23 protein-coding genes are annotated in these 24,903 nt (G+C 71.9%); 10 read left to right on the top strand and 13 right to left on the bottom strand.

The window, feature by feature from the left end; genetic code table 11:
* Positions 1 to 2 precede the first annotated feature (2 nt).
* Together ACWCPI_RS15370 and ACWCPI_RS15365 are read right to left on the bottom strand one after the other, a co-directional pair.
* Positions 3 to 791 carry a phosphatase gene (locus ACWCPI_RS15370; protein WP_451038588.1) on the bottom strand — a complete coding sequence of 263 codons (789 nt, stop codon included), beginning with the start codon at positions 789 to 791 and terminating at the stop codon, positions 3 to 5.
* A gap of 74 nt (positions 792 to 865) precedes the next feature.
* Complete coding sequence (locus ACWCPI_RS15365) at positions 866 to 2,326, bottom strand: PucR family transcriptional regulator ligand-binding domain-containing protein (RefSeq protein WP_451038587.1); 1,461 nt, start codon at positions 2,324 to 2,326, stop codon at positions 866 to 868.
* Positions 2,327 to 2,542: 216 nt separating this feature from the next.
* Here ACWCPI_RS15365 and speB point away from each other — a divergent pair, with 216 nt between their 5' ends.
* Both speB and ACWCPI_RS15355 read left to right on the top strand, forming a co-directional pair.
* On the top strand, positions 2,543 to 3,523 hold the full coding sequence (speB, locus tag ACWCPI_RS15360) for an agmatinase (RefSeq protein WP_451038586.1): 981 nt from the start codon (positions 2,543 to 2,545) through the stop codon (positions 3,521 to 3,523).
* Positions 3,520 to 5,214 (top strand): thiamine pyrophosphate-binding protein, encoded by a 1,695-nt coding sequence (locus ACWCPI_RS15355; RefSeq protein WP_451038585.1) that lies wholly within the window; start codon positions 3,520 to 3,522, stop codon positions 5,212 to 5,214. The genes speB and ACWCPI_RS15355 overlap by 4 nt, the downstream gene beginning before the upstream one ends.
* Before the next feature lie 11 nt (positions 5,215 to 5,225).
* Here the strand turns inward: ACWCPI_RS15355 and ACWCPI_RS15350 are convergent, their stop codons facing one another.
* From ACWCPI_RS15350 to ACWCPI_RS15335, 4 genes are all read right to left on the bottom strand, one after another.
* Positions 5,226 to 5,453 carry a hypothetical protein gene (locus tag ACWCPI_RS15350; RefSeq protein ID WP_451038584.1) on the bottom strand — a complete coding sequence of 76 codons (228 nt, stop codon included), beginning with the start codon at positions 5,451 to 5,453 and terminating at the stop codon, positions 5,226 to 5,228.
* 119 nt (positions 5,454 to 5,572) lie between these two features.
* Positions 5,573 to 6,373, bottom strand: coding sequence for an endonuclease I family protein (locus ACWCPI_RS15345; RefSeq protein ID WP_451038583.1), 801 nt, complete (start codon positions 6,371 to 6,373; stop codon positions 5,573 to 5,575).
* Positions 6,374 to 6,566: 193 nt separating this feature from the next.
* Positions 6,567 to 6,791: a DUF397 domain-containing protein gene (locus tag ACWCPI_RS15340; RefSeq protein WP_451038582.1), complete on the bottom strand. Its 225-nt coding sequence runs from the start codon at positions 6,789 to 6,791 to the stop codon at positions 6,567 to 6,569.
* The gene (locus ACWCPI_RS15335; RefSeq protein ID WP_451038581.1) at positions 6,784 to 7,578 is read right to left on the bottom strand and encodes a helix-turn-helix domain-containing protein; all 795 of its coding nucleotides are present in this window, start codon (positions 7,576 to 7,578) and stop codon (positions 6,784 to 6,786) included. The genes ACWCPI_RS15340 and ACWCPI_RS15335 overlap by 8 nt, the downstream gene beginning before the upstream one ends.
* 162 nt (positions 7,579 to 7,740) lie before the next feature.
* Here ACWCPI_RS15335 and ACWCPI_RS15330 point away from each other — a divergent pair, with 162 nt between their 5' ends.
* The 6 genes from ACWCPI_RS15330 to ACWCPI_RS15305 all read left to right on the top strand — a co-directional run bounded on the left by ACWCPI_RS15330 (position 7,741) and on the right by ACWCPI_RS15305 (position 14,695).
* Positions 7,741 to 7,980: a hypothetical protein gene (locus ACWCPI_RS15330; protein WP_451038580.1), complete on the top strand. Its 240-nt coding sequence runs from the start codon at positions 7,741 to 7,743 to the stop codon at positions 7,978 to 7,980.
* Complete coding sequence (locus ACWCPI_RS15325; protein ID WP_451038579.1) at positions 7,977 to 8,360, top strand: hypothetical protein; 384 nt, start codon at positions 7,977 to 7,979, stop codon at positions 8,358 to 8,360. The genes ACWCPI_RS15330 and ACWCPI_RS15325 overlap by 4 nt, the downstream gene beginning before the upstream one ends.
* A 56-nt stretch (positions 8,361 to 8,416) precedes the next feature.
* The gene (locus ACWCPI_RS15320; protein WP_451038578.1) at positions 8,417 to 9,316 is read left to right on the top strand and encodes a serine hydrolase; all 900 of its coding nucleotides are present in this window, start codon (positions 8,417 to 8,419) and stop codon (positions 9,314 to 9,316) included.
* 53 nt (positions 9,317 to 9,369) lie between these two features.
* Positions 9,370 to 10,401: an esterase-like activity of phytase family protein gene (locus ACWCPI_RS15315; RefSeq protein ID WP_451038577.1), complete on the top strand. Its 1,032-nt coding sequence runs from the start codon at positions 9,370 to 9,372 to the stop codon at positions 10,399 to 10,401.
* A 90-nt stretch (positions 10,402 to 10,491) separates the two neighbouring features.
* The gene (locus tag ACWCPI_RS15310; RefSeq protein WP_451038576.1) at positions 10,492 to 14,211 is read left to right on the top strand and encodes an ABC transporter ATP-binding protein; all 3,720 of its coding nucleotides are present in this window, start codon (positions 10,492 to 10,494) and stop codon (positions 14,209 to 14,211) included.
* Between the two features lie 94 nt (positions 14,212 to 14,305).
* The gene (locus tag ACWCPI_RS15305) at positions 14,306 to 14,695 is read left to right on the top strand and encodes a hypothetical protein (RefSeq protein ID WP_451038575.1); all 390 of its coding nucleotides are present in this window, start codon (positions 14,306 to 14,308) and stop codon (positions 14,693 to 14,695) included.
* 18 nt (positions 14,696 to 14,713) lie between these two features.
* On the opposite strand, the gene ACWCPI_RS15300 is transcribed toward ACWCPI_RS15305, so the two are convergent.
* The gene (locus tag ACWCPI_RS15300) at positions 14,714 to 15,382 is read right to left on the bottom strand and encodes a hypothetical protein (RefSeq protein ID WP_451038574.1); all 669 of its coding nucleotides are present in this window, start codon (positions 15,380 to 15,382) and stop codon (positions 14,714 to 14,716) included.
* A 142-nt stretch (positions 15,383 to 15,524) separates the two neighbouring features.
* Complete coding sequence (locus ACWCPI_RS15295) at positions 15,525 to 17,375, bottom strand: glycoside hydrolase family 3 protein (protein ID WP_451038573.1); 1,851 nt, start codon at positions 17,373 to 17,375, stop codon at positions 15,525 to 15,527.
* A gap of 414 nt (positions 17,376 to 17,789) precedes the next feature.
* On the opposite strand from ACWCPI_RS15295, the gene aroA reads away from it, so the two are divergent.
* Entirely contained in the window at positions 17,790 to 19,028 is a 1,239-nt protein-coding gene (gene aroA / locus ACWCPI_RS15290) for a 3-phosphoshikimate 1-carboxyvinyltransferase (protein ID WP_451038572.1), read from the top strand.
* Between the two features lie 15 nt (positions 19,029 to 19,043).
* Here the strand turns inward: aroA and ACWCPI_RS15285 are convergent, their stop codons facing one another.
* Both ACWCPI_RS15285 and ACWCPI_RS15280 read right to left on the bottom strand, forming a co-directional pair.
* On the bottom strand, positions 19,044 to 19,844 hold the full coding sequence (locus tag ACWCPI_RS15285) for a sugar phosphate isomerase/epimerase family protein (protein WP_451038571.1): 801 nt from the start codon (positions 19,842 to 19,844) through the stop codon (positions 19,044 to 19,046).
* A 256-nt stretch (positions 19,845 to 20,100) separates the two neighbouring features.
* Positions 20,101 to 20,709, bottom strand: coding sequence for a dihydrofolate reductase family protein (locus tag ACWCPI_RS15280; protein WP_451038570.1), 609 nt, complete (start codon positions 20,707 to 20,709; stop codon positions 20,101 to 20,103).
* A gap of 213 nt (positions 20,710 to 20,922) precedes the next feature.
* Between ACWCPI_RS15280 and ACWCPI_RS15275 the strand changes: the two genes are divergently transcribed.
* Complete coding sequence (locus tag ACWCPI_RS15275; protein WP_451038569.1) at positions 20,923 to 21,501, top strand: TetR/AcrR family transcriptional regulator; 579 nt, start codon at positions 20,923 to 20,925, stop codon at positions 21,499 to 21,501.
* Between the two features lie 77 nt (positions 21,502 to 21,578).
* Here ACWCPI_RS15275 and ACWCPI_RS15270 read toward each other — a convergent pair whose 3' ends face one another.
* The 3 genes from ACWCPI_RS15270 to ACWCPI_RS15260 are packed head-to-tail and all read right to left on the bottom strand — an operon-like array spanning position 21,579 to position 24,744.
* On the bottom strand, positions 21,579 to 22,379 hold the full coding sequence (locus tag ACWCPI_RS15270) for a sugar phosphate isomerase/epimerase family protein (protein WP_451038781.1): 801 nt from the start codon (positions 22,377 to 22,379) through the stop codon (positions 21,579 to 21,581).
* A gap of 59 nt (positions 22,380 to 22,438) precedes the next feature.
* Positions 22,439 to 23,590 carry a dihydrodipicolinate synthase family protein gene (locus ACWCPI_RS15265; RefSeq protein ID WP_451038568.1) on the bottom strand — a complete coding sequence of 384 codons (1,152 nt, stop codon included), beginning with the start codon at positions 23,588 to 23,590 and terminating at the stop codon, positions 22,439 to 22,441.
* Positions 23,587 to 24,744, bottom strand: a complete 1,158-nt coding sequence (locus tag ACWCPI_RS15260) for a Gfo/Idh/MocA family protein (RefSeq protein ID WP_451038567.1) — start codon at positions 24,742 to 24,744, stop codon at positions 23,587 to 23,589. The genes ACWCPI_RS15265 and ACWCPI_RS15260 overlap by 4 nt, the downstream gene beginning before the upstream one ends.
* Positions 24,745 to 24,903: the final 159 nt, after the last annotated feature.

Below are 24,903 nucleotides of genomic sequence, written 5' to 3'. Positions count from 1 at the left end.
ACCTACGACAGCCCGGCCTCCGCCAGCAGGAACGCCGTCATCGGGTCGTAGTGGCGGGGGCTCACCACATGGTCGTCCAGCGGCACGACGACCTGCACGGTTCCCTCCGCCTCCGCCAGGAACAGCGCAGGGTCGTTGCAGTCCGCGTAGCCGACCGAGTCGACGCCGTGCTGCCCGGCACAGCCCGCCCAGCCGTGGTCGGCGACCACCAGGTCCGGCAGCGGGCGTCCCTCGCGTTCGAGCCCCGTCAGGATCGCCTTCATCGGCTCACCGGAGTGGGTGTGCCAGAGGGTGGCGCCGTGTTCGAGGACCGCCACGTCGGCGAACTGCATGACGTACCCCTCCTCCGTCTGCAGGCCCTCCGGGATCACCACGATCTCGCAGCCCGCCGTGCGCAGCGCGGCGGCGGTGGCGCGGTGGACGTCCAGCAGACCACCCGGGTGCCCGGTGGCGAACAGCACGCGCTGCCCGCCGTCCGCCGCCTTGCGCAGGCGGGCCGCCATCCGCTCCAGCGCGGCCACGGTCAGCTCGGGATCGATCGTGTCCTGACCGTGGCGGTGCTCCGCGTCGTCGTTCACACCGACCCGCTCCGCCATCACCGCGAGCACGTCCTGCTCGTCGGTCCAGCGGTCGCCGAGTTCCAGGCCGAGCCAGTAGTGGCGGTTGCCGTTCGCCAGCTGGCGGTAGTGGGAGAGGTTGTTCTCGCGGGGCGTCGCGACATCGCCCGCGATACGGGTACTGACGAGGTGGTCGACGAGTTCGGCGCGGCTGGGTGTCCCGGGTATCGGCATGGTTCCCATTGTGAGGCAGACAACTGCCCGAACGTCGGCGTCCGGTGCGCGTGCGATGCGCGTCACTGTGCGCGTCACCGCTCCGTGTGCCGCAACGCGAACCACAGCTCCATCCGTACGTCCGGGTCGTCCAGGTCGGTGTCGAGCAGCGCGGCACACCGGGCGATCCGCTGGCGGACGGTGTTGCGGTGGACGGACAGGGCCACCGCGGTGCGGTCCCAACTGCCGTGCAGGGAGAGCCAGGTGCGCAGGGTCTCGGTGAGCGGGGCGGTGAGCGGCGCGAGCAGGGACCGGGCGTGTGCGCGGGCCTCGTCGGGGGAGAGCAGGTCGGTCAGGGCCGGGCGGTGGGCGCCGTGCCGGACCAGGGGCGCGCGGGTGGCCCTCGCCCGGGACAGCGCTCGGGCCGCCTGGGCGTCGGCGGCCGGCCACTCCCGGGGCTCCGCGGGGGCGCTGACACCCAGGGTCCAGCCGGGCTGCGCGGCCGGCTCGCGGTCCGCCGGCACGAGGACGCGCACGACGTCCGGCGCCAGGTCGACCATCGGGGAGCCGAGGGCCGCGCCCAGCGCCGAGGCCGCCACCGGATCGCAGGGCGCGGTGTCGGGGCGGGCGTGGACCACGAGCAGGCGGTCGACGCCCAGGAGCGGGGCGACCGTCTCCGGCTCGGCGCCCAGCAGCAGCCGTACGAGCGCCGCCGAACGGGCCGCTCCGGAGCCGCTCTGCTGCTCGCCGGTGAGGAGGGAGAGCAGCACGGCGGCGACGGAGGCGATGGTGTGGTCGCCGGTGTCGCGGCGCGGCGCGGCGACCCCGAGCACGAAGCCCCGGCCGGCCCCGAGGGCGTAGGCGGCGAGGTGGGTGCCGGAGGTGGTGGTGTCGGTGGCGGTGGTGGAGGACCTGCTGGTGACGACACCCGCGAGCCTCGCCAGCCCTTCCCGGACCTCGGCGTCCGGCTCCCGCCCCGCCTGCCCGACCACCGCGCCCTCCGGTCCGTACAGCACCGCCCGGCCGCCGACCCGCCGGGCCAGCTGCCGCAGCACGGCGCGGACCGGGTCCGGGCGTGCGGCCGCCGCCGCGAGGCTCTGCTGGGCCTCCGTCACACGGCGCAGTTCGGCGAGCCGGGCCCGGGCCATCAGCTGCCAGACCGCGCGGGCGACACCCGAGAAGGTGGTCCGCGGCGGGACCTCCAGCAGCGGAAGGCCGTACGTCTCGCATGCCGTGACCAGTGCGCCGGGCACCGTGTCGTGGACGGGGGCGAGCCCGAAGCCGAGCGCCGCGCCGCCCGCCGCGACGATCCGCGTGACGTAGTCGTCGAAGTACGTCCCCTGCCCCGCCGCCTGCGGGATGTGCACGCCGGCCGTCAGCAGCAGTTCGCCGCCCAGAAGATAGGGGTAGGGGTCGGTCATCTCCGAGGTGTGGGCCCAGTGGATCACCGTGTCCGCGCCCCTGGGACCGGCGATCTGGCGCAGGCCCAGGTCCTCCCGGGCCAGGAGGGCCGACAGAGGCACCGGCGGGGTCGGCGGAACGGCGGGCTCCGGCATATGGACGCTTCCTCCAGTCACACAGCCTCGGATGGATGAAACGTACACTTCGCAGCCGCTTTCCGGCCATCTACTGTCGATTCGGACCCGGCAGCGCGCGGGCGCGGGCGGACGTCGCGGACGTCTCCGTGAGCCACTGGCCCGTGGCCCCCCGCCACCCGCGATCCACCGCGGAAGCGCACACACGACCACACGCAGGAAAGAAGGCAATCCACCATGACCGGCACCGAGACGCCCCGCGGCCCCGTCGACTCCTCCCGCATCCCGCGGTACGCCGGACCCGCGACCTTCGCCCGGCTCCCGCGCCTCGACGAGGTCGGCCGCGCCGACGTCGCCGTGGTCGGCGTGCCGTTCGACTCGGGCGTCTCGTACCGGCCGGGCGCCCGCTTCGGCGGCAACGCGATCCGCGAGGCGTCCCGGCTGCTGCGCCCCTACAACCCGGCGCAGGACGCCTCCCCGTTCGCCCTTGCCCAGGTCGCGGACGGCGGTGACATCGCCGTGAACCCGTTCAACATCAACGAGGCCGTGGAGACCGTCGAGGCGGCCGCCGACGAGCTGCTGGGCACCGGCGCCCGCCTGATGACCCTGGGCGGCGACCACACCATCGCGCTGCCCCTGCTGCGCTCGGTCGCCAAGAAGCACGGCCCGGTCGCCCTGCTCCACTTCGACGCGCACCTCGACACCTGGGACACCTACTTCGGCGCCGAGTACACCCACGGCACGCCCTTCCGCCGTGCGGTGGAGGAGGGCATCCTCGACACCTCCGCCCTCTCCCACGTCGGCACCCGCGGCCCGCTGTACGGCAAGCAGGACCTCACCGACGACGAGAAGATGGGCTTCGGCATCGTCACCTCCGCGGACATCTACCGCCGCGGCGCCGACGAGGTGGCCGACCAGCTGCGCCAGCGCATCGGCGACCGCCCGCTGTACATCTCCATCGACATCGACTGCCTCGACCCGGCCCACGCGCCCGGCACCGGCACCCCCGAGGCGGGCGGCATGACCTCCCGGGAGCTGCTGGAGATCCTGCGGGGCCTGGCGTCCTGCAACCTCGTCTCCGCCGATGTCGTCGAGGTGGCTCCCGCGTACGATCATGCCGAGATCACGTCGGTGGCCGCGTCCCACACGGCCTACGAACTGACCACCATCATGTCCCGCCAGATCGCCCAGGCCCGCGAGGAGAACAAGGCCAAGTGACCCACGACCACGACCTGGTGCTCCGCCCGACCGATGCGCAGACCGCCGCCGCCCTGAACCCTCCGGCCGGCCGCAACGGCGGAGACCTGGTCGTGGAGACGCTGGCCGGACTCGGCGCGACCACGGTGTTCGGGCTGCCCGGACAGCACGCGCTGGGCATGTTCGACGCGCTGCGCCGGTCCGACCTGCGGTACGTCGGCCTGCGCGTGGAGAACAACGCCGGTTTCGCGGCGGACGCGTACGGCCGGATCACGGGTGAGGCGGCGCCGCTGCTGCTCTCCACGGGTCCGGGCGCGCTGACGTCCCTGGCCGCGCTCCAGGAGGCGGCGGCGGCCTCCGCCCCCGTGCTGGCGATCAGCAGTCAGATCCCGACGGCGGGACTGGGCGGTGGCCGGCACGGCTATCTGCACGAACTCACCGACCAGGCGGCCTCGTTCAGGGGCGTGGTGAAGTCGGTCCACACCGTCCGTGCGCAGTCCCAGATCCCCTCCGCGATCGAGGCCGCCTGGAAGTCGGCGCTGACCGCCCCGCACGGGCCGGTGTGGGTGGAGATCCCGCAGGACGTCCTGCTCGCCGAGACGGTGATCCCGGTGGTGACGGGCGGCGACGCCTTCCCGGAGGAGCTGCCGCCGCGCCCCGAACTGACGGCGGTCGCCGCCGATCTGCTCTCCAGGGCAGCCCGCCCGGCGATCATCGCGGGCGGGGGAGTGGTGCGGGCGGACGCCTCCGGCAAGCTGAGGCAACTGGCCGAGAAACTCCAGGCACCGGTCGTCACCACCCCCGGCGGCAAAGGCGCCTTTCCCTGGACGCACCCCCTGTCCCTCCAGTCCTGGATCGAGGACCGGCACACCACGGACTTCCTGGAGGACGCGGACGTCCTCCTGGTCGTCGGCTCCGGACTGGGTGAACTCTCCTCCAACTACCACACGTTCAAGCCCCGCGGCCGGGTCGTGCAGATCGAGGCCGACCTCGGCAAGCTGGAGGCCAACCACCCCGCGCTGGGCATCCACGCGGACGCGCGTCTCGCCCTGCAGGCGCTGCTGGAGACGGTGACGCGGCGCGAGGACCCGTCGGCTCCGGACCGGGTCCGGGAGCTGCTCGCGAAGGTCACCGAGCGCATCGCCGCCCAGGAACTCACCCTGGAGCAGGAGGTGCTGGCGTCCGTGCGCCGGGCCCTGCCCGCCGATTCGCCGTCCTTCTGGGACATGACGATCCTGGCCTACTGGGCCTGGTCGGCCTTCGACGCCAAGGGCCCGAACCACATGCACTCCGCCCAGGGCTCCGGCGGCCTCGGCTACGGCTTCCCGGCCGCGCTCGGCGCGGCGGTGGCGGACCCGACCCGCCCGGTCCTCGCGGTGTCCGGCGACGGCGGTGCCCTGTACTCCATCGCCGAGCTGGCGACGGCCCGCCAGTACGACCTGAACGTCACCTGGCTCATCGTGGACGACGGCGGCTACGGCATCCTGCGCGAGTACATGACGGACGCCTTCGGGCAGACGATGGCGACGGCGACGGAACTGACGCGGCCGGACTACGTGGCGCTGGCCTCTTCCTTCGGCGTCCCCGGGGTCCGTACGACCCCGGAGACGCTGGAGTCCGACCTGGCGAAGGCGCTGTCCGCGCCGGGCCCTTCGGTGGTGGTGCTCCCGGCGGTGCTGCGGATGTTCGCGCCCACGCACCTGACGGGGTGACGCTTCAGCGTCTAGTCGCGCGTGTCGTCGACGTGGTCGCGGTTGTAGCAGGCGTCGTCCACCGCGGGGCTGGTCCACGGCGCGGCCAACGGGACGAGCGCGAGTGCCTGCCGGCAGAGGTTGGCGCCGGAGTAGCCGGCGATGTTGATACGGCCCCGGTCGCCGTCGTCGGCGTGTGCCGGACCGGCGAGTACGAGGGCTGCCATGGTGAGCGCGGCGAGCGCGCTGATCTTCTTCATAGCCGGGTCAACGGCGGTGGATCGGCGCGGGTCACTCCGCTGCACAGGTGGTGGCCGAGTGCGCCGGGGGCCGGTGAGGCCTCTGGCGCACTCAGGGCGACCGGAGAGGTCCGGCTCGCCTACCAGATCGCCTCGACCCACTCCGGGTGGTCGATGAACGGGTTCCGGTTGCCCTGGTAGCTGGCGTAGATGACCTCGTTGCGGCGCTCCTCGAAGGCGTCCGGCGGATCCTCGTCGTTCCACTGCTTCAGGACGGAGAGGCGGCCGTGGTAGGGGACGCTGCCGTTGATGGAGTCGTTGGCCTCCAGGTCGGGCCAGCTGTCGTCACCCTCGTAGCGGACGGCCATGTAGAGGATCATGCGGGCCACGTCGCCCTTGACGGCGTCACGGGGCTCGAAGGAGTTGGAGTCGGTCAGGCTGCCGCCGGAGTTGGTGAAGCCGCTGCCGCCGTGGTCGAAGTCCTTGTTGCCGCGGATGGAGTTGACCTGGACGTCCTCCGGGCGCACGTGGTGCAGGTCGGTGCCGGGTCCGGCGGTGGTCCCGAAGTCGCCGTGGGACTGGGCCCACACGTGCTCACGGTTCCAGTTGCCGGTGCTGCCCCCGCTGAGGGACTTGCTGCGGGAGATGCCGCTGTAGAGCAGCTTCACGTTGTTGCTGTTGTTCGGGTCCTGGTCGGTGACCTTCAGGGCATTCCAGACGGCCGAGTACGAGATCGTGCTCTGCTCGCTGATGATCGTGTGGAGCGAGTCCTTCAGCGCCGTACCGGTCTTGCCGACCGCGCCGGCGTAGTACGTGTCGTCGTACTGCGTCGTCGTCGCGGCGGCCGGGGTCGCGGTGAGCGCGGGGGTGAGGCCGACCAGGAGGGCGGCCGTCGTCAGCGCCACTGGTCTCCAGCGGCGGGCTATGCGTGTCGCCAGCATGTGGGGTGTCCCATCTACGCGGGTTGAATGGAGGCGGCAACCGGAGAGTGGCATGGACATGCGGCGATGTCGATGGCTTGAATGTGTCGATCAGGTGACGGGAAATCGCAAATCGGCGCTTGTCGACGCGAGTTGGCCGTGAAAAAGGGCCCCGACGAGTCGGGGCCCTTCCGGTGCGGGGGTGTGCCGGTGTTCAGCTCACCCGGCGCCCCGACTCCTTGACGGCGGCGACGAAGGCCGACCAGTTCGCGGCGGAGAAGAGCAGTGCCGGGCCCTGCGGGACCTTGGAGTCGCGGACGGGGACGCCGGCGGGGTGGTTGTCGAGGACTTCGAGGCAGCTGTTGGCTTCGGTTCCGCTGTAGGACGACTTGCGCCAACCCATCGGTATGTCCGCACCCGGGATCGCGTGCTCAGTCATGGTGTCCGTAGCCCTTCGCTGTCACCCTCAGCAGGGCGAGTGACTCTTGCAGCGACAACGCATCGCTCAAAGCGAGATGGTAGGCGCCTTGGAGCCGCTCGACGATGGCGGGGGAGTCGTGAACCTTGCCGATCTGCAGGCCCTCGGTGTAGGCGACCGGGGGCTGGTCCTCGAACCACATCAGCGTCAGCATGCTGTTGAGGACCTGGTATGCGCCCACGCCGTACGGCATCACATGGACGCGTACCCGATCGGATTCGGCCAGGCGCACAAGGTGAGTGAGCTGTTCGGCCATGACTCCGGGACTGCCGACCGGGCGTCGTAGCACTGCCTCGTCCAGCAGGGCCCACACCACAGGCGTCACCGGGTCGGCGAGGATTCGGGCACGCTCAAGCCGTGTGACGACGAGCTTGTCACGCTCCTGCTCGCTCACAGGGGGGTACCCCACGCTCAGCAGGGCGCGTGCGTACCTTTCCGTCTGCAGGATGCCCGGCACGAAAATGGGTGCGAACTCACGGATGGCCGAGGCTTGTTGTTCGAGCTGTCTGGCCGCCTCGAAATAGTCCTCGACCGCTGCGTCGCGCTGCGGCAGAAAGCTGCTCAGCACATCGCCCGTGCCCAAGGCCACATCCAACCGCCGAGCATCCTCCTTAGACGGCACCCGCCGCCCCGCCTCGATGTGCGCGATGTGCGAACGCGTCATGATCGCCCGCTCGGCCAGCTGCTGCTGGGTCAGCCCCGTCGCCTCCCGCTGCTGCTTCAGCCAGTCACCGTACGTGCTGCTCATGGCCAACTCCTTTGCGACGAATGCCTGGTCACACGCGACCCTCTGGCGAGGCTAGCCCGCTTCGTCTCAGTCTGTGAGTTGATCGCTACGCAAAGCGATACCCCCGCGACCGCGCGACCGGTCCGGGGGCGTGGTCATCAACGAACAGCAGGAGTCGACGACATGAGTCACCGTATCGCCATCACCCTCTTGCGCACGCCGCTTTCGCGTCTGCTGCGCCGCCGGGGCCACCACACGAGCCGGGTCCGGCCGGGCGTCGTCGTGGCCGGTCCGACGGTCCGTCACACCGGCCCGTACACGTCCCGGGAGAGGGCGCCCCGGGTCGCCGTACCCGGTATCGGCTTCGGGTCCTGCGGAATCCCCCAGGAGTGCACGGTGATCATCCGGGGGAAGGCGTCGTGAACCGCGCCCCCCACCGGACGGGCGTACGGCTGCTGCCGTGGACCGGGGAAGGCGGCAAGCCCTGCTACCTCGACACCGACGGAACCGGCAGGCTCTCCCGCCTGGCCGACACCGCCGAGCAGGTCCAGCTCGGCATGGCGGCCGACCTTCTCGGCCACGTGGACGACGTGCTCGCCGACCGGCGGGTGACGCCCGACCAGCTCCGGTTCCTGCTCGCCCGGATACGCGAGGCGCTGGCCGATGTCCGTCGCGTCGCGGAGAGCCGGGGCGCGCGACTCGCCGGGCCCGCGTGGGACGAGGACGACCCGGAACCGGACCGCCGTAGTGCCGATCCGGACACCGGCCTCGGCCTTTCGGGGCAACCGTCCCCCGGACAGTAGGCCGTCAGCGGTCATCCGCGTACAACCTTCCCCATGGGCTCGTTGGTCAACAGGACATGACTCATGGGACATCGAGCGGGACATCGAGCAAGAAGACGACAGGCGCCAGGCGTGCGAGAGCGCTCCTGGCGGTCGGCGTGGGGGCCGGCATCCTCATACCGTCCGTCGCGGCCGCCACCCCGGCGGCCGCGGCGGCCGCGGCGGCCGCGCCCACCGTCAGCTGCACGTCCGCCAGGGCGGGACTGGCCGACAAGCTGAAGAGGGACATCACGGCCGCCCTGGCCAACCGCAAGGGCACGATCGCGGTCGGGCTGTACGACCGTTCCACCAACACCACCTGCACCCTGCGGGCGTCCAGCGCCTTCGACTCCGCCAGTGTCGTCAAGGTGACCGTGCTGGCCACGCTGCTGTGGGACGCGAAGAAGCACGACCGGTATCTGACCGACCGTGAGGTGGCCCTCGCCAAGGCCGTGATCACCAAGTCGGACAACGACGCGACCAGCAAGCTGTGGAAGCAGCTGGGCATGACGAAGATCAAGGGCTTCCTGGCCGCGGCCGGCATGACCCAGACCAAGCCGGGCGCCAACGGCTACTGGGGCCTGACCCAGATCACCGTCACCGACGAGCAGAAGCTGCTCAAGCTCATCACCGCCAGGAACTCGGTGCTCAGCGACAACTCCCGCGCCTACATCCTGAAGCTGATGGGCCAGGTCGTCTCCTCGCAGCGCTGGGGCACGCCGTACGGGGTGCCGTCCGGTGTCACCGTGGCCGTCAAGAACGGCTGGCTGCAGCGGTCCACCCAGGGCTGGCGGGTGCACAGCGTCGGCGCGTTCAAGGGCGGCGGCCACGACTACATGATCACGGTGCTCACGCACGGCAACAGCACCATGAACTACGGCATCACGACCATCCAGGGCGTCGCCAAGGTCATCCACCGGGACCTCGCGGCGAGCTGACGCTTCACGCGGCGGCCCACCCCGCGTCACCGACCCGCCCTACGGTGACCCCCATGAGTCTGAGAACCGTACTCGCGACCGCCACGGCGGGCCTGGCGGCGGCCACCTGCCTCACCGCCGCCGGCCCGGCGAACGCCCACACCGACCCGCGGGGCGGCCACGCCTGCTCGGCCGCCGTCTCCATCGACCGCTTCTCCGACGCGCTCGACAAGACGACGTACGAGGGAACGTTCGTCGGGAACCTCTCCGGGCTCGCCGTGGACCGCGACGGCTCCCTCGCGGCCGTCTCCGACCGCTCCTCCCTCTTCCGTCTGGACGGCGAGACCCTCGCCCCCGAGGGGGTCGTCCCGCTCGCCGACGAGTCCGGCGCCGCCCTCGACTCCGAGGGCCTGGCCGTCGAACGGGACGGCACCCGGCTCGTCTCCTCCGAGACCGAGCCCTCGGTGCGCCGCTACTCCCGTGACGGCAGGATCCTGGACCGGCTGCCGGTGCCGGACGCGCTCAGGGTCGCCCCGGCGGGCCGTGCGGTCTCCAACGGCACCTTCGAGGGGCTCACCCTGTTCCCCGGCGGCCGTACCCTGCTCGCCTCGATGGAGTACGCCCTCTCCGGCGACAGCGCCGGGATCGTCCGCTTCCAGACCTGGCGCAAGACCGGGAGCGGGCAGTACGCGCTCGGGCGGCAGTACGCCTACCGCACCGACACCGGGCTCGGCGTCCCCGAGGTCCAGGCCACCGGCGACGGCCGTCTCCTCGTGCTGGAGCGCGGCTTCACCCCGGGCGTCGGCAACACCGTCCGCCTCTACCTGGCCGACCCGCGCCGGGCCACCGACACCGCTGGCATCGAGAAGCTCACGGGCCAGGACGGTGTCCGCCTCATCGAGAAGACGCTCCTCGCCGACCTCGTGAACTGTCCGTCACTGGGAGCGACCGCGAAGCAGCCCCAGCCGAACCCGCTGCTCGACAACATCGAGGGCATGGCGATCACCGGCCGTACGGGCGATCGGCTGCGCGTGCTGCTGGTCAGCGACGACAACCAGAACCAGGTGCAGACCACGCGCTTCTACCACCTGCGGGTACGGGTCTGAGACCGGACCCGATCTGTTACGGAGGGATGAAATCCGCTCCTGCCCGCGTTGGTGCCTTCCGGTAGATCAGGACGAACGGAGGGCACCGGCGTGGCAGCGGAGCAGGGGTGGGCAAGACGGCTGTGGGGTTACGCCTGGCGCTACCCCAAGGACGTGATACTCGCTCTCGGCTCCTCCCTGGGCGGCATGGCCGTCATGGCGGTCGTCCCCCTGATCACCAAGGTGATCATCGACGACGTCATCACCGACCACACGCGGGACATGGCCATCTGGGCGGGCCTGCTCATCGCCGCCGCCCTGGCGGTGTACGTCCTCACCTACATCCGGCGCTACTACGGCGGCCGTCTCGCCCTCGACGTCCAGCACGACCTGCGGACCGAGATGTTCGGGACGATCACCCGGCTGGACGGGCGGCGCCAGGACGACCTGTCCACGGGGCAGGTCGTGGGCCGGGCCACCAGCGACCTCCAGCTGATCCAGGGTCTGCTGTTCATGCTCCCGATGACCATCGGGAACTTCATGCTCTTCCTGATCTCCCTGGTCGTCATGGCGTGGCTGTCGCTGCCGCTGACACTGGTCGCCCTCGCGGTCGCCCCCGCCCTGTGGTGGATCGCCAAGTACAGCCGGGCCCGGCTGCACCCGGCCACCTGGTACGCCCAGGCCCAGGCCGCGGCCGTCGCGGGCGTGGTCGACGGCGCCGTCAGCGGTGTGCGCGTGGTGAAGGGGTTCGGGCAGGAGGAGCAGGAGACCGGCAAGCTCAGGGAGGTCAGCCGACGGCTCTTCGCGGGGCGGCTGCGGACCATCCGGTTCAACTCCAAGTACACCCCGGCGCTCCAGGCCGTCCCGGCGCTCGGCCAGGTCGCCATGCTCGCGCTCGGCGGCTGGCTGGCGGTGCGCGGGCACATCACCCTGGGCACGTTCGTCGCCTTCTCCACCTACCTCGCCCAGCTCGTCGGCCCGGTCCGCATGCTCGCCATGGTCCTCACGTTCGGCCAGCAGGCCCGCGCGGGCACCGAGCGCGTCCTGGAGCTGATCGACACCGAGCCGTCGATCAAGGAGGGCACCAAGACCCTCCCGGCCGACGCCCCCGCGACCGTCGAGTTCGACGACGTGTCCTTCGGCTATGACGACGGGCGCCCGGTCCTCGACGGGCTGAGCTTCGAGATCCGCCCCGGGGAGACCCTCGCGGTCGTCGGCTCCTCCGGCTCCGGCAAGTCCACGGTCTCCCTTCTCCTGCCGCGCTTCTACGACGTCACGGGCGGTGCCGTCCTCGTCGGCGGCCACGACGTCCGCGAGCTGACCTTCGACTCGCTGCGGGCCGCGATCGGGCTGGTGCCCGAGGACTCCTTCCTCTTCTCGGACACCGTGCGCAACAACATCGCCTACGGCCGGCCCGACGCGAGTGACGAGGAGATCCGCACAGCCGCCCGTGCCGCCCAGGCGGACCGTTTCATCGCCGAGCTGCCCGAGGGGTACGACACCAAGGTCGGCGAACACGGCCTCACCCTCTCCGGCGGCCAGCGCCAGCGTGTCGCGCTCGCCCGCGCGATCCTCACCGACCCGCGCCTCCTCGTCCTCGACGACGCCACCTCGGCCGTGGACGCCCGTGTCGAGCACGAGATCCACGAGGCGCTGAAACGCGTCATGGAGGGCCGGACGACCCTGCTGATCGCCCACCGGCGCTCCACCCTGGGCCTCGCCGACCGCATCGCCGTCCTGGACGCCGGCCGGCTCGCCGACATCGGCACCCACGAGGAACTCCAGCGGCGCTCCGCCCTCTACCGCCGCCTCCTGACCGACCCCGACGAACTCGGCGGCGTCTCACCCGGCCACGCCCAGCCCTCCTGCCCGCAGGAGGACACCTCCCTACGGGACGAACTGGACGCCGAGTTCGACGCCGAGCGCGGGGTGACGCCGAGGCTGTGGACGGGCGACCGCGAACGCAAGGACCTGGCCCTCGCCGACTCCCCGGCCACCCCGGAACTCCTCGCGCAGGTCGAGGCGCTGCCCCCGGCGACCGACACCCCCGACGTCGACGAGGCACGCGCGGTCCGGCCGGAGGAGTCGTACGGACTGCGGCGACTGCTCCGCGGCTTCGGGGCACCCCTGCTGATCAGCCTGGGGCTCGTCGCCGTGGACGCCGGGATGGGCCTGCTGCTGCCGGTCATGATCCGGCACGGCATCGACGAAGGCGTCTCGGCGGCGGCCCTCGGCGCCGTCTGGGCGGCCTCCCTGCTCGCCCTGCTCGCCGTGATCGCCCAGTGGGCGGCCCAGATCGGCGAGACCCGGATGACCGGACGCACCGGCGAACGCGTCCTGTACTCCCTGCGTCTGAAGATCTTCGCCCAGCTCCAGCGGCTCGGGCTCGACTACTACGAGCGCGAGCTGACCGGCCGGATCATGACCAGGATGACGACCGACGTCGACGCGCTGTCGACCTTCCTGCAGACGGGCCTGGTCACCGCCTTCGTCTCGGTCGTCACCTTCTTCGGCATCATGGTCGCCCTGCTGGTGATCGACCTCCAGCTCGCGCTCGTCGTCTTCGCGACGCTGCCGCCACTGATCGTCGCCACGTACTTCTTCCGCCGGGCGAGCGTGAAGGCGTACGAACTCGCCCGTGAGCGGGTGTCGGTGGTCAACGCCGACCTGCAGGAGTCGGTCGCCGGGCTGCGGATCGTGCAGGCCTTCCGACGCGAGCGCGACGGCGGCGCGCGGTTCGCCGAGAGCAGCGACAGCTACCGCCGGGCCCGGATCCGGGGCCAGTGGCTGATCTCCGTCTACTTCCCCTTCGTGCAGTTCCTGTCGTCGACGGCCGCGGCGGCGGTGCTGATCGCGGGCGGCGCCCGGATCGACGACGCGACGCTGACGACCGGCGCGCTGGTGGCGTACCTGCTCTACATCGACCTGTTCTTCGCCCCGGTCCAGCAGCTCTCCCAGGTCTTCGACGGTTACCAGCAGGCCACGGTCTCCCTCGGCCGCATCCAGGAGCTGCTGCGCGAGCCGACGTCGACGAAGGCGGCCGAGGAGCCGCGCGAGGTGCTGTCGCTGCGGGGCGAGGTCGCCTTCGAGGACGTGCACTTCAAGTACGGCGACGACGAAGAGGCGCTGACCGGCATCGACCTGCGGATCCCCGCCGGTCAGACGGTCGCGTTCGTCGGCGAGACCGGCGCGGGCAAGTCGACGCTCGTGAAGCTGGTGGCCCGGTTCTACGACCCGACCGGCGGCCGGGTGACGGTCGACGGCACGGACCTGCGGGACCTGGACCTCACCACGTACCGCCACCGGCTCGGTGTGGTCCCCCAGGAGGCGTACCTCTTCCAGGGCACCGTCCGCGACGCCATCGCGTACGGCCGCCCGGACGCGACGGACGCCGAGGTCGAGGCCGCGGCTCGCGCGGTGGGCGCCCACGAGATGATCGCGACCCTCGACGGCGGCTACCTCCACGAGGTCGCCGAGCGGGGCCGCAACCTCTCCGCCGGGCAGCGCCAGCTGATCGCGCTGGCCCGCGCCGAACTCGTCGACCCCGACATCCTGCTCCTCGACGAGGCGACGGCCGCCCTGGACCTGGCCACTGAGGCCCAGGTCAACCAGGCGACCGACCGCATCGCGGGTCGGCGCACCACGCTCGTGGTGGCCCACCGCCTGACCACGGCCGCCCGTGCGGACCGGGTCGTGGTGATGGACCACGGAAGGGTGGCCGAGGACGGCACGCACGACGAGCTGCTGGCGCGCGAGGGCCGCTACGCCGAACTGTGGCGGACCTTCCTCGGCCGGGCCGAGCCGGAGGAACCGGTCGGCGCGTCCCGGTGAGGGCCTGTTCGCGCCCCCGGCGCAACCATCCGGCATACGTCGTGCGTCCGTACACCAGTACGCTCGTTGACCGGGGTACGGGGAGGACAACACAGTGGACAGAGGTGCGATACGCCGACGACTGGCGATCGGCATGGCGGTGCTGACCGCGTCCGGACTGCTCGCGGTCGCGGCGCCGGCCCAGGCGCAGGCCGCGCCCACGCGCTGCGAGGGCCGCAAGGTCAAGACGTACCCGTTCTCCACCGGCACGCTGTACGTCTACAAGAAGCGCGGCTACGTCTGCGCCATCACCAAGGCCAAGAACCCCGGCCGCATGCAGTGGATGATGGTCAGTGTCCAGGCGCGCCGCGCCAACCCCGTCGTGGACCAGAGGCACTACCGCTACCAGGCGGGGCCGGTGACGGTGCACGCCGGGCAGCGGTGTGTGCGGGTCGAGGGCAGGGTGGGGCGGGGGTCGGTGAGCAAGGGGTGGATCCTGTGCTGACCGGTGCCGCGCCGGCGCTCACACCGGCCGTGCGCACCCCACCGGCTTCTCGCCGCCCAGCCGGACGTACAGGGCCGTCGACACAGGGCACTTCGCGCGCCTGTCCACGGCCTTGGTGACCTTGTACTGAGGCTTGTGCTCGCCCTTGCCGTCGCAGGACGTCTCACGGACCCGGCCGTCGCCGAAGTCGTAGACGCAGTCGCCGACGATCGTGCGGGGGCCGCCTCCGCCGCCGGGGTCGCCGGGGTGGGGCGGGGTCAGGTTGCGCATGCAGGCGTAGCCCTGCGGGACGGCGCCGTCGCCGTCCTCGTCGGAGGTGCGGCTCTGTTCGCTGATGTGCAGGACGAAGTCCGTGGTGCCGGGGCACGGGGGCCCGTCGCCCACCTTGCCGTCATGACGGGCCACGACCCGCGCGGCCGCCCGCTCGCCGGTGCAGGACACCTCGGTGAAGCTCGTCGTCCCGAAGGAACTGCACTCGTCGACGCCGAGGAACACCGCCCCGTAGCCGGCCGGCCGGGTCGGCGTCACCCGCTGCCCGTCCCCGGTTCCCGCCCTGCTCGCGCTCGTGCTCTCGCTCAGCCGGCCGTCCTCCTGCGCCGGCCCCGCCGGGCTCTGGCATCCCGCCACCGAGGCGACGAGCAGCGCCAGCACGGCACACGCCACCCCCACGCCATTGCTCCCACGCATCGCACTCCCCCCGGTACACCCCCGTCCAGCGTGGCCCGCCGCAGCGGGCGCACGCCAGGCGTACGGGGTTCTTTGCGTATGTCGGGGGTGAGTGCGACAGATATATGGCGTACGGGCGATACGCCCGCAGTGCCACGTCCTGCTAACCGCGTCCGTACGACAGTCCGTGGCCGATCGGATACAGCACCCGCGTCGGATCGTCGGCACGCTGCACCGGCACCGGCAGCCTTCCGCGCGGTGCCACCCGCCCGGCGATGACCCGCGCGGCGGCCCGCAGTTCGACGTCGGTCCACGAGTAGGACGCCACGTAGGCGGGGACGGCGGGCAGGTGGGCCACGTCGTACGGGTTGCGGATCGCGACCGCGACCACCGGCTTCCCGGTCGCCAGCAGGTGCTCGACCAGCGTCTTCTGCGCACTGCCCGCCGTGACGTTGTACGTGCCCACCACCACCGCGTCCGCCTCCCGCGCCGCCGCCACGGCCCGCGCGATCGTGGCCGCCGAGGGCGCCGTACCGGTCGACAGGGCGGTGGCCGTGAAGCCCAGCTCGGTCAGGGCGGCGGCGAGGACGCCGGTCGGTGGGCCCGTCGTACCGGACGGGGAGGCCGGGTCGGCCCCGACCACCAGGAGCCCCGGGTGCCTGCGGCGGGACAGCGGGAGCAGGGCCCCCTGATTGACCAGCAGGGTCGTCGTGCGGTCGGCGACGCGATCGGCGGTCCTGAGGTGGGACGCGGTGCCGACGTGGCGGTCCACCCCGCCCTGGCTGACGTACGGCTCGTCGAACAGCCGCAGCTTCGCCTTCAGCCGCAGGATCCGCAGGATCGATTCATCGAGCCGCGCCTCGGTCAACTCGCCGTCCTGGACGGCCTTCAGGACCGCGTTCCAGGCCACCGCGAGCGAGGGCGGGTTGAGAAGCTGGTCCACGCCCGCCTTGAGCGCGAGGACGGGGACGCGGTCGTCGCCGTACTTCGTCCGTACGCCCTCCATGCCGAGGGAGTCCGTGACCACCACGCCGTCGTACCCCAGTTCCTCACGCAGGATGCCGGTGAGGATCGGGCGGGAGAGGGTGGCCGGGTCGCCGGAGTCGTCCAGTGCCGGGACCATGATGTGCGCGGTCATGATCGAGTCGATGCCGGCGCGGACCGCGGCCCGGAAGGGCGGCGCGTCCAGGGCCTCCCACTGCTCACGGGTGTGCGTGATGACCGGGAAGCCGTAGTGGCTGTCGACGGCCGTGTCCCCGTGGCCCGGGAAGTGCTTGGCGGTGGCGGCGACCTGCCGGCCGCGCTGGTATCCGGTCACCTCGGCGGCGACCATGGCGGCCACCGCGGCCGGTTCGGCGCCGAAGGAGCGCACGCCGATGACCGGGTTGGCGGGGTTGACGTTCACGTCGGCCACGGGGGAGTAGTTCTGCCGGATGCCCATCGCGCGCAGTTCCCGGCCCGCGATCCGGCCGAGGGTGCGGGCGTCGGAGCGGGAGCCGCCGGCCCCGATGGCCATGGCGCCGGGGAAGAGGGTGGCGGGCTCGCCCACGCGGCAGACGATGCCGTGCTCCTGGTCGGTGGAGATCAGCACCGGCAGGCCGCGGGGCTGGGTGAGGGAGGCCCGCTGGATGCCGTTCGACAGATCGGCGATCTGGTGGGGGTCGCGGGTGTTGTGCGCCCAGGTGAAGTAGATGATGCCGCCCACCCGGTACCGGCTCACCAGCTCGGCGGCCGTGCGGACGCCGATCTCCCTGAGGTTGGCGTCGATGTCGGCCTGGTCGGGGGCGGTCGCGGAGTGGCCGTAGACCCGCATCACGAAGAGCTGGCCGACCTTCTCCGGCAGCGTCATCCGGGCGACGAGGGCGCGCAGTCCGCGGTCGTCGGCAGGGGTGGCGCCGGCGTGGGCGGTGCCGCCGAGCGCCAGGGAGGTGGTGAGGCCGGCGCCGGCCGTGAGGACCGTACGTCTGGAAGGTGGTGCGGTGTTTCCCGTGCTTCCCGTGCTGGAGTCGGGCACGTGCGCTCCTTCCGGAGGTGGTGCGCTGAAGGAAACTTCCGAGAAGTCACCAATAACCGGGAAGTTTCTGCCAGTCAAGGGAACGGGCCGCGACCACCGCGCGGGAAGGGGCCGCCATCGGCGCAGTTGGAGGGGGGCGCGCCGATGACGGCGTGCTGCCGGCCGCGGTACGGCGGAGAGGGTGGGTCAGCGATCGCAGCCAGCAGCGAGGGCCGACACCGCACCGCGGTGACTCTCCGGCAGCTTGCGGATTGGACGAGCGGGGGCGGGACCGGGTTCCCGGGGATGGCCGGAATCGGCGAAGTCGGGATGCCCGGGGCCCAAGTGACGCACGGGCAACGCGCAAGGGTCCGGTGCCGGTCCATCCCATGGACGCCCCGGCAGGGGCGACGGGCCTCGGGCGATCATGACGGCATGCCCCTGGTCGACATCCCCGGTTCCAAGTCCATCACCGCCCGCGCCCTCTTCCTGGCGGCCGCGGCCGACGGTGTCACCACCCTCGTACGGCCGCTGCGCTCCGACGACACTGAGGGCTTCGCGGAGGGCCTGACCCGGCTCGGCTACCGGGTCGGCCGGACCCCGGACGCCTGGCAGGTCGACGGCCGCCCGCAGGGGCCGGCGGTCGCCGAGGCGGACGTCCACTGCCGCGACGGCGCGACCACCGCCCGCTTCCTGCCCACCCTGGCGGCCACCGGCCACGGCACCTACCGTTTCGACGCCTCGCCCCAGATGCGCCGCCGCCCCCTGCTGCCCCTGACCCGCGCCCTGCGCGACCTGGGCGTGGACCTGCGGCACGAGGAGCGGGAGGGCCACCATCCGCTGACCGTGGCGGCGGCCGGCGTCGAGGGCGGGGAGGTGACGCTGGACGCGGGCCAGTCGTCGCAGTACCTGACGGCCTTGCTGCTGCTCGGGCCACTGACCCGCAAGGGCCTGCGGATCACCGTGACCGACCTCGTCTCGGTGCCGTACGTCGAGATCACGATCGCGATGATGCGGGCCTTCGGGGTGGAGGTACGACAGGAGGGGAACACCTACACGGTCCCGCCGGGCGGTTACCGCGCCACCACCTACGCGGTCGAGCCGGACGCCTCGACCGCAAGCTACTTCTTCGCGGCGGCGGCGGTCACGGGCGGCGAGGTGACCGTCCCCGGCCTGGGCGAACGGGCGCTCCAGGGGGACCTGGCCTTCGTCGACGTACTGCGGCGGATGGGCGCGCGGGTGTCGGTGGGTGCCGCGGCCACGACCGTGCGGGGGACGGGCGAACTGCGCGGCCTCACCGTCAACATGCGGGACATCTCCGACACCATGCCGACCCTCGCGGCCATCGCGCCGTTCGCCTCCGGGCCGGTGCGGATCGAGGACGTGGCGAACACGCGGGTGAAGGAGTGCGACCGGCTGGAGGCGTGCGCGGAGAACCTGCGGCGGCTCGGCGTCGAGACACGGACGGGCCCCGACTGGATCGAGATCCGGCCGGCCGGCCCCGGCGGCCCGGCCGGCACCGAGATCAAGTCCTACGGCGACCACCGCATCGTCATGTCCTTCGCGGTGACCGGGCTCAGGACGCCGGGTGTCTCCTTCGACGACCCGGGGTGCGTGCGCAAGACCTTCCCCGCCTTCCACGAGGAGTTCGGGGCGCTGAGCGCGCGGTGGTGAGACCGGCCCGCCGGGCTACGCCGAGTCGTTGAGCAGACGGGCGAGGTGGTCGCGTCCCGCGTCCAGCAGTTCCGGGAGCGGGGCGGCCGCCTCGTACCAGCGCTTCTCGTACTCCCAGCACAGCCAGCCGTCCCAGCCGTGCCGGGAGAGGACCTCGACGCACTCCGCCAGCGGGAGTACACCGGTGCCGAGGGGGAGCGGGGTCGTGTCGTCGGCGGAGGCGATGTCCTTGACCTGGACGTAGCCGAGGTGGGGGGCGAGGGCCGCGTAGCTCTCCGAGGGCTGCTCGCCGCCCAGCCAGGTGTGCATGACGTCCCACAGCGAGCCGACCTGGCGATGTCCGACCAGGCCGAGGACGCGGATCGCGTCGGCCGCGGTGCGGTGCGAGTCGTGGGTCTCCAGCAGGATCCGAACGCCCATGTCGGCGGCGTGCTGCGCGGCCGTGCCGAGGCGCCGCGCGGCGATCGCGTCCGCCTCCTGCGGACTCTGCTCGGGGTCGGCGCCGGGGAACACCCGGACGAAGCCGGTGCCGAGGTCGTGGGCCAGGTCGACGAGGGCGCGGATCTCCTCGATCACGGGGGCGTCGTCACCGGGCGCGGCGACCCGGGTGTACCCGGCCAGGCCCAGCAGTTCGATGCCGGCCGCCTTGAACTCGCCCACCGCTTCGGCCCGTTGGGCGGGGGAGAGGCCGAGGTGCACCGGTTCCTCGGGGTGCGTGCGCAACTCGACTCCGTGAAAGCCGTGCGCGGTCGCGAGCCGCAGTACGTCGGGGAGGGGGAGACCGGGGACGCCGAGGGTGGAGAACGCCAGTTTCATGGGTTCCACCTTGCCAGGGAAACGCGGGGACACACATGGGTACGGCGACGGGATGCCGGCGGTGTCGCTCCGGTGTGCCGTGCGGGTCCGGACGCATGGCGGATGCGGTGCGGCGGTGACGATCGTGTGGAAGCGGTCGCAGGCGCGGACGTCCTGAAGGGCCGTGGTCCTGCCCGAAGGCTCCCCGCGGGGCCGCTCGCGCGGCCCCGCGGAATCCGGCTGCCCGACCCGGTCACGGACGCCGGTGAGGCCGAGCTCAGGCGCTGTCCTGGCCCTCGGTGGCGGGCCGGTAGACGCAGACCTGGGCGCCGGTCTTGGCGGTGGTGGTGGAGACCAGCTCGAAGGGCCGCTTGCCGCCGTCCGTCGGGAAGATCGACTTGCCGCCGCCCAGCAGCACCGGCATGACGATGAGCTGGAGTTCGTCGACCAGGCCCTCCTGGAGGAGGGTGCGCACGAGGGTGGGGCTGCCCATCATCGCCAGGTCGCCGCCCTCGCTCTCGCGCAGCTCGCGGATCCGGGCGACGGCCTCGCCGCCCGGGATGCGGGTGGTGTTGTTCCAGGTCAGCTCGTCGTCGGTCAGCGTGTCGGTCACGACGTACTTCTTGAGGGCGTTCAGCCGGTCGGCGAACGGGTCCCCGGCGCGCTCGGGCCAGGCGGCGGCCATCGTCAGGTACGTGCGCCGCCCGTACAGCAGCGCCTCGGCGCTCCCCAGCCCCGCGTCGAAGGCGCCGCCGAGCACCTCCGGGTCGAAGTACGGGTGCGACCAGCCGCCGTGCGCGAAGCCGCCGTCGGTGTCCTCCTGAGGGCCGCCCGGGGCCTGGACGACGCCGTCGAGGCTGATGAACTCGGTGATGACGATGCGCATGTCCGGCGCTCCTGTGTCTCGCTCGGGTGAGGACGCATGAGAGACCGGGACGGGGCCGGAAACTCATCGGTGAGGCCAGTCCTATATGCGGAAGGAGGGATTCGGTAGGCGTTCCGGGGTACTGCGGACACTGCCGATAACTCCACGCGTAGTACTCTCCCTGTAGTGGTCCGAACGGGGGTGCCGACGGCACCCCAGGGGGAGTGAACGCCCATGGTCCGACGGAACGACCAGCGACGCGCCGCGCTCGTCGACGCCGCGATCGAGGTGCTGGCGGGTGAGGGCGCACGCGGTCTGACCTTCCGGGCCGTGGACAAGGAGGCCGCCGTCCCGGCCGGGACCGCGTCCAACTACTTCGCCAGCCGCGACGACCTGCTCACCCAGGCCGGCGCCCGCGTCTACGAGCGGCTCCAGCCCGACGAGGCCACGATCGCCCGCCTGGAGTCGGCCGACCGCGACCGGGAGACGTACGTCGGGCTGATGCGCGAGCTCGTCGACCGTGTGGCCGCCTTCCGCACCGGCTATCTCGCGCTGCTCGAACTCCGCCTGGAGGCGACCCGCCGCCCCGCCCTGCGCAAGGTCCTCACCGAGCGGGTCCGTGCCGACGTCGACGCCAACGTCGCCTACCACGAGGCCTCCGGTCTCCCCGGCGACACCATGGCGGTCAGGCTGCTCATGCTGACCCTGAACTGGCTGATCGTCGAGCAGCTCACCCTGCCGGACGTCTTCTCGGCGGCGGAGCGGGAGCAGTTGGTCAGGGCGGCGGTCGAGCGGATCGTGGCAGCGGAGTAGACCTCCGCGCACAGTCCCGCGCCGCGGCCACGACCCCTGCACCCGACGGGCGGTGAGTGCCGGTCGCGCCCGTGCTCTCACCGGATCACGTGCTCCACGAACCGCTCCGCGGTCTCCGCCAGCACCTCGTGGCCGTCCCGGGCCCACAGGCCCTCGTTGAACAGCTCGACCTCGATGGCCCCGGCGTACCCGGCCGTCTCCACGTACGCCTTCCACTCCCGCATGTCGATCGCCCCGTCCCCGATCTGACCGCGCCCGGTGAGCACGCCCTGCGGCAGCGGAGTCGTCCAGTCGGCGAGCTGGAAGGTGTGGATACGGCCGCCCGCGCCCGCCCGTGCGATCTGCGCGGGCGCGGTGTCGTCCCACCAGATGTGGTACGTGTCCACGGTGACGCCGACCTGATGGGCAGGGAAGCGTTCCGCGAGGTCCAGGGCCTGGGCCAGGGTCGACACCACGCAGCGGTCGGAGGCGTACATCGGGTGCAGCGGCTCGATCGCCAGCTTCACGCCGCGCTCCTCGGCGTACGGGCCCAACTCGCCCAGGGCGTCGGCGATCCGCTCCCGCGCGCCGTGCAGGTCCCTGGAGCCGGCGGGCAGCCCGCCGGACACCAGGACCAGGACGTCGGTGCCCAGCGTCGCCGCCTCGTCGACCGCCCGGCGGTTGTCGTCCAGCGCGGCGGCCCGTTCCCCCGGGTCGATGGCCGTGAAGAAGCCGCCGCGGCACAGGGTGGTGACGGTCAGCCCGGTGTCGCGGACCAGCTTGGCAGTGGCCTGCAGACCGTAGGACCGGACGGGCTCGCGCCACAGGCCCACGTTCGCGACGCCCAACCGTCCGCACGCCTCGGCCAGGTCCGGCAACGACAGCTGCTTGACCGTCATCTGGTTGATGGAGAAACGTTCGAGTCCGGTGCTCACGGTGCTCACGGTGCTCACGGTGCTCACTGGGCCACTCCGTACAGGCCGAGCAGGTTGCGCATCCGCTCCTGCGCCAGTTCGGGGTCCGGGAACAGGCCGAGGCCGTCGGCGAGTTCGTAGGCGCGCGCGAAGTGCGGCAGGGAGCGGGCCGACTGCAGGCCGCCGACCATCGTGAAGTGCGACTGGTGGCCGGCCAGCCAGGCCAGGAAGACCACGCCCGTCTTGTAGAAGCGGGTCGGCGCCTGGAAGAGATGGCGGGACAACTCGACGGTGGGGTCGAGCAGTTCACGGAAACCGGCGACGTTCCCGGTGTCCAGCACCCGCACGGCCTCCGCCGCCAGCGGCCCCAGCGGGTCGAAGATGCCGAGCAGGGCGTGGCTGAAGCCCTTCTCGTCGCCCGCGATCAGCTCGGGGTAGTTGAAGTCGTCGCCCGTGTAGCAGCGCACCCCCTGCGGCAGCCTGCGCCGCAGGTCGATCTCGCGCTGCGCGTCCAGCAGCGACACCTTGATGCCGTCCACCTTGTCGGGGTGCGCGGCGATGACCTCCAGGAAGGTGTCGGTGGCCGCGTCCAGGTCGGACGAGCCCCAGTAACCCTCCAGCGCCGGATCGAACATCGGGCCCAGCCAGTGCAGGACCACCGGCTCGGCGGCCTGGCGGAGCAGGTGCCCGTAGACCTCCAGGTAGTCCTCGGGGCCGGAGGCGGCCGCGGCGAGCGCGCGCGAGGCCATCAGGATCGCCTGCGCCCCGCTCTCCTCGACGACGGCGAGCTGCTCCTCGTAGGCGGCGCGGACCTCGGCGAGCGAGCCGGCGGCGATCTGGTCGGTGCCGACGCCGCAGGCGATGCGGCCGCCGACCGCCCTGGCCTCGGCGGCGGACCGGCGGATCAGCTCCGCGGCCCCGGCCCAGTCCAGGCCCATCCCGCGCTGGGCGGTGTCCATGGCCTCCGCGACGCCGAGCCCGTGGGACCACAGGTGCCGGCGGAAGGCGAGGGTGGCGTCCCAGTCGACGGCGGCGGGCGAGTCGGGCGACACCTCGGCGTACGGGTCGGCGACCACGTGGGCCGCGGAGAAGACCGTACGGGAGGTGAAGGGGGCGCCCGGGGCGAGCGCGAGCGGCTCGGTGCGCGGCTCGTACGCCCGCAGGCCGCCCCGGGAGTCGGGCAGTCGGATGGTCACGGCTGGATCTCCGGTACGTCGAGACGGCGGCCCTCGGCCGAGGACTTCAGGCCCAGCTCGGCGAGTTGGACGCCGCGGGCGCCGGCGAGCAGGTCCCAGTGGTAGTCGGCGCCGGCGTAGACGTGCTTGAGGAACAGCTCCCACTGGGCCTTGAAGCCGTTGTCGAACTCGTCGTTGTCGGGGACCTCCTGCCACTGGTCGCGGAAGGAGTAGGTGGCCGGGATGTCCGGGTTCCACACCGGCTTCGGGGTGAGCGAGCGGTGCTGGACGCGGCAGTTGCGCAGACCCGCGACCGCGGAGCCTTCCGTGCCGTCCACCTGGAACTCGACGAGTTCGTCGCGGTTGACGCGGACGGCCCAGCTGGAGTTGATCTGCGCGACGGCGCCGCCCTCCAGCTCGAAGATGCCGTACGCGGCGTCGTCGGCGGTGGCGTCGTAGGGCTTGCCGTTCTCGTCCCAGCGCTGCGGGATGTGGGTGGTGGCGACGGCCTGGACGGACTTCACCCGACCGAACAGCTCGTGCAGGACGTACTCCCAGTGCGGGAACATGTCGACGACGATGCCGCCGCCGTCCTCTGCCCGGTAGTTCCAGGACGGGCGCTGGGCGGCCTGCCAGTCGCCCTCGAAGACCCAGTAGCCGAACTCGCCGCGCACCGAGAGGATGCGTCCGAAGAAGCCGCCGTCGACGAGCCGCTTCAGCTTGAGCAGGCCGGGCAGGAAGAGCTTGTCCTGGACGACGCCGTGCTTGATGCCGGCCTCGTTCGCGAGCCGGGCGAGCTCCAGGGCGCCCTGAAGGCCCGTCGCCGTCGGCTTCTCGGTGTAGATGTGCTTGCCCGCGGCGACCGCCTTCCTGATCGCCTCCTCGCGGGCGGAGGTGACCTGGGCGTCGAAGTAGATCTCGACGCTTGGGTCGGCGAGGACCGCGTCCAGGTCGGTCGAGATGTTCTCCGGGTCCAGGCCGTGCCGCTCGGCGAGCTCCTTCAGGGCGTGCTCGCGGCGGCCGACCAGGATCGGCTCCGGCCACAGCACGGTGCCGTCGCCGAGGTCGAGGCCACCGTGCTCGCGGATGGCCAGGATGGAGCGGACCAGGTGCTGGCGGTGGCCCATGCGCCCGGTGACACCGTTCATGGCGATACGCACCGTCTTGCGTGTCACGTCATTCCCTTCGTACGCGGGGTCTGCGCCGCGTACGCCCCGTCCTCCAACTGGTGAGCGTGACAGCAAGCGCTTTCTACATACAGAGAAGCTAGCCTCTGTGCGTCGGTCCGGACAAGACCGTGACCAGCTTGAGTTGTTCGAGGGGACGAACAACAG

The sequence above is a fragment of the Streptomyces sp. NPDC001920 genome (assembly GCF_053594495.1).
The sequence above is the reverse complement of the archived record's forward strand: the minus strand, read 5'-3'. Positions and strand labels throughout refer to the sequence as shown.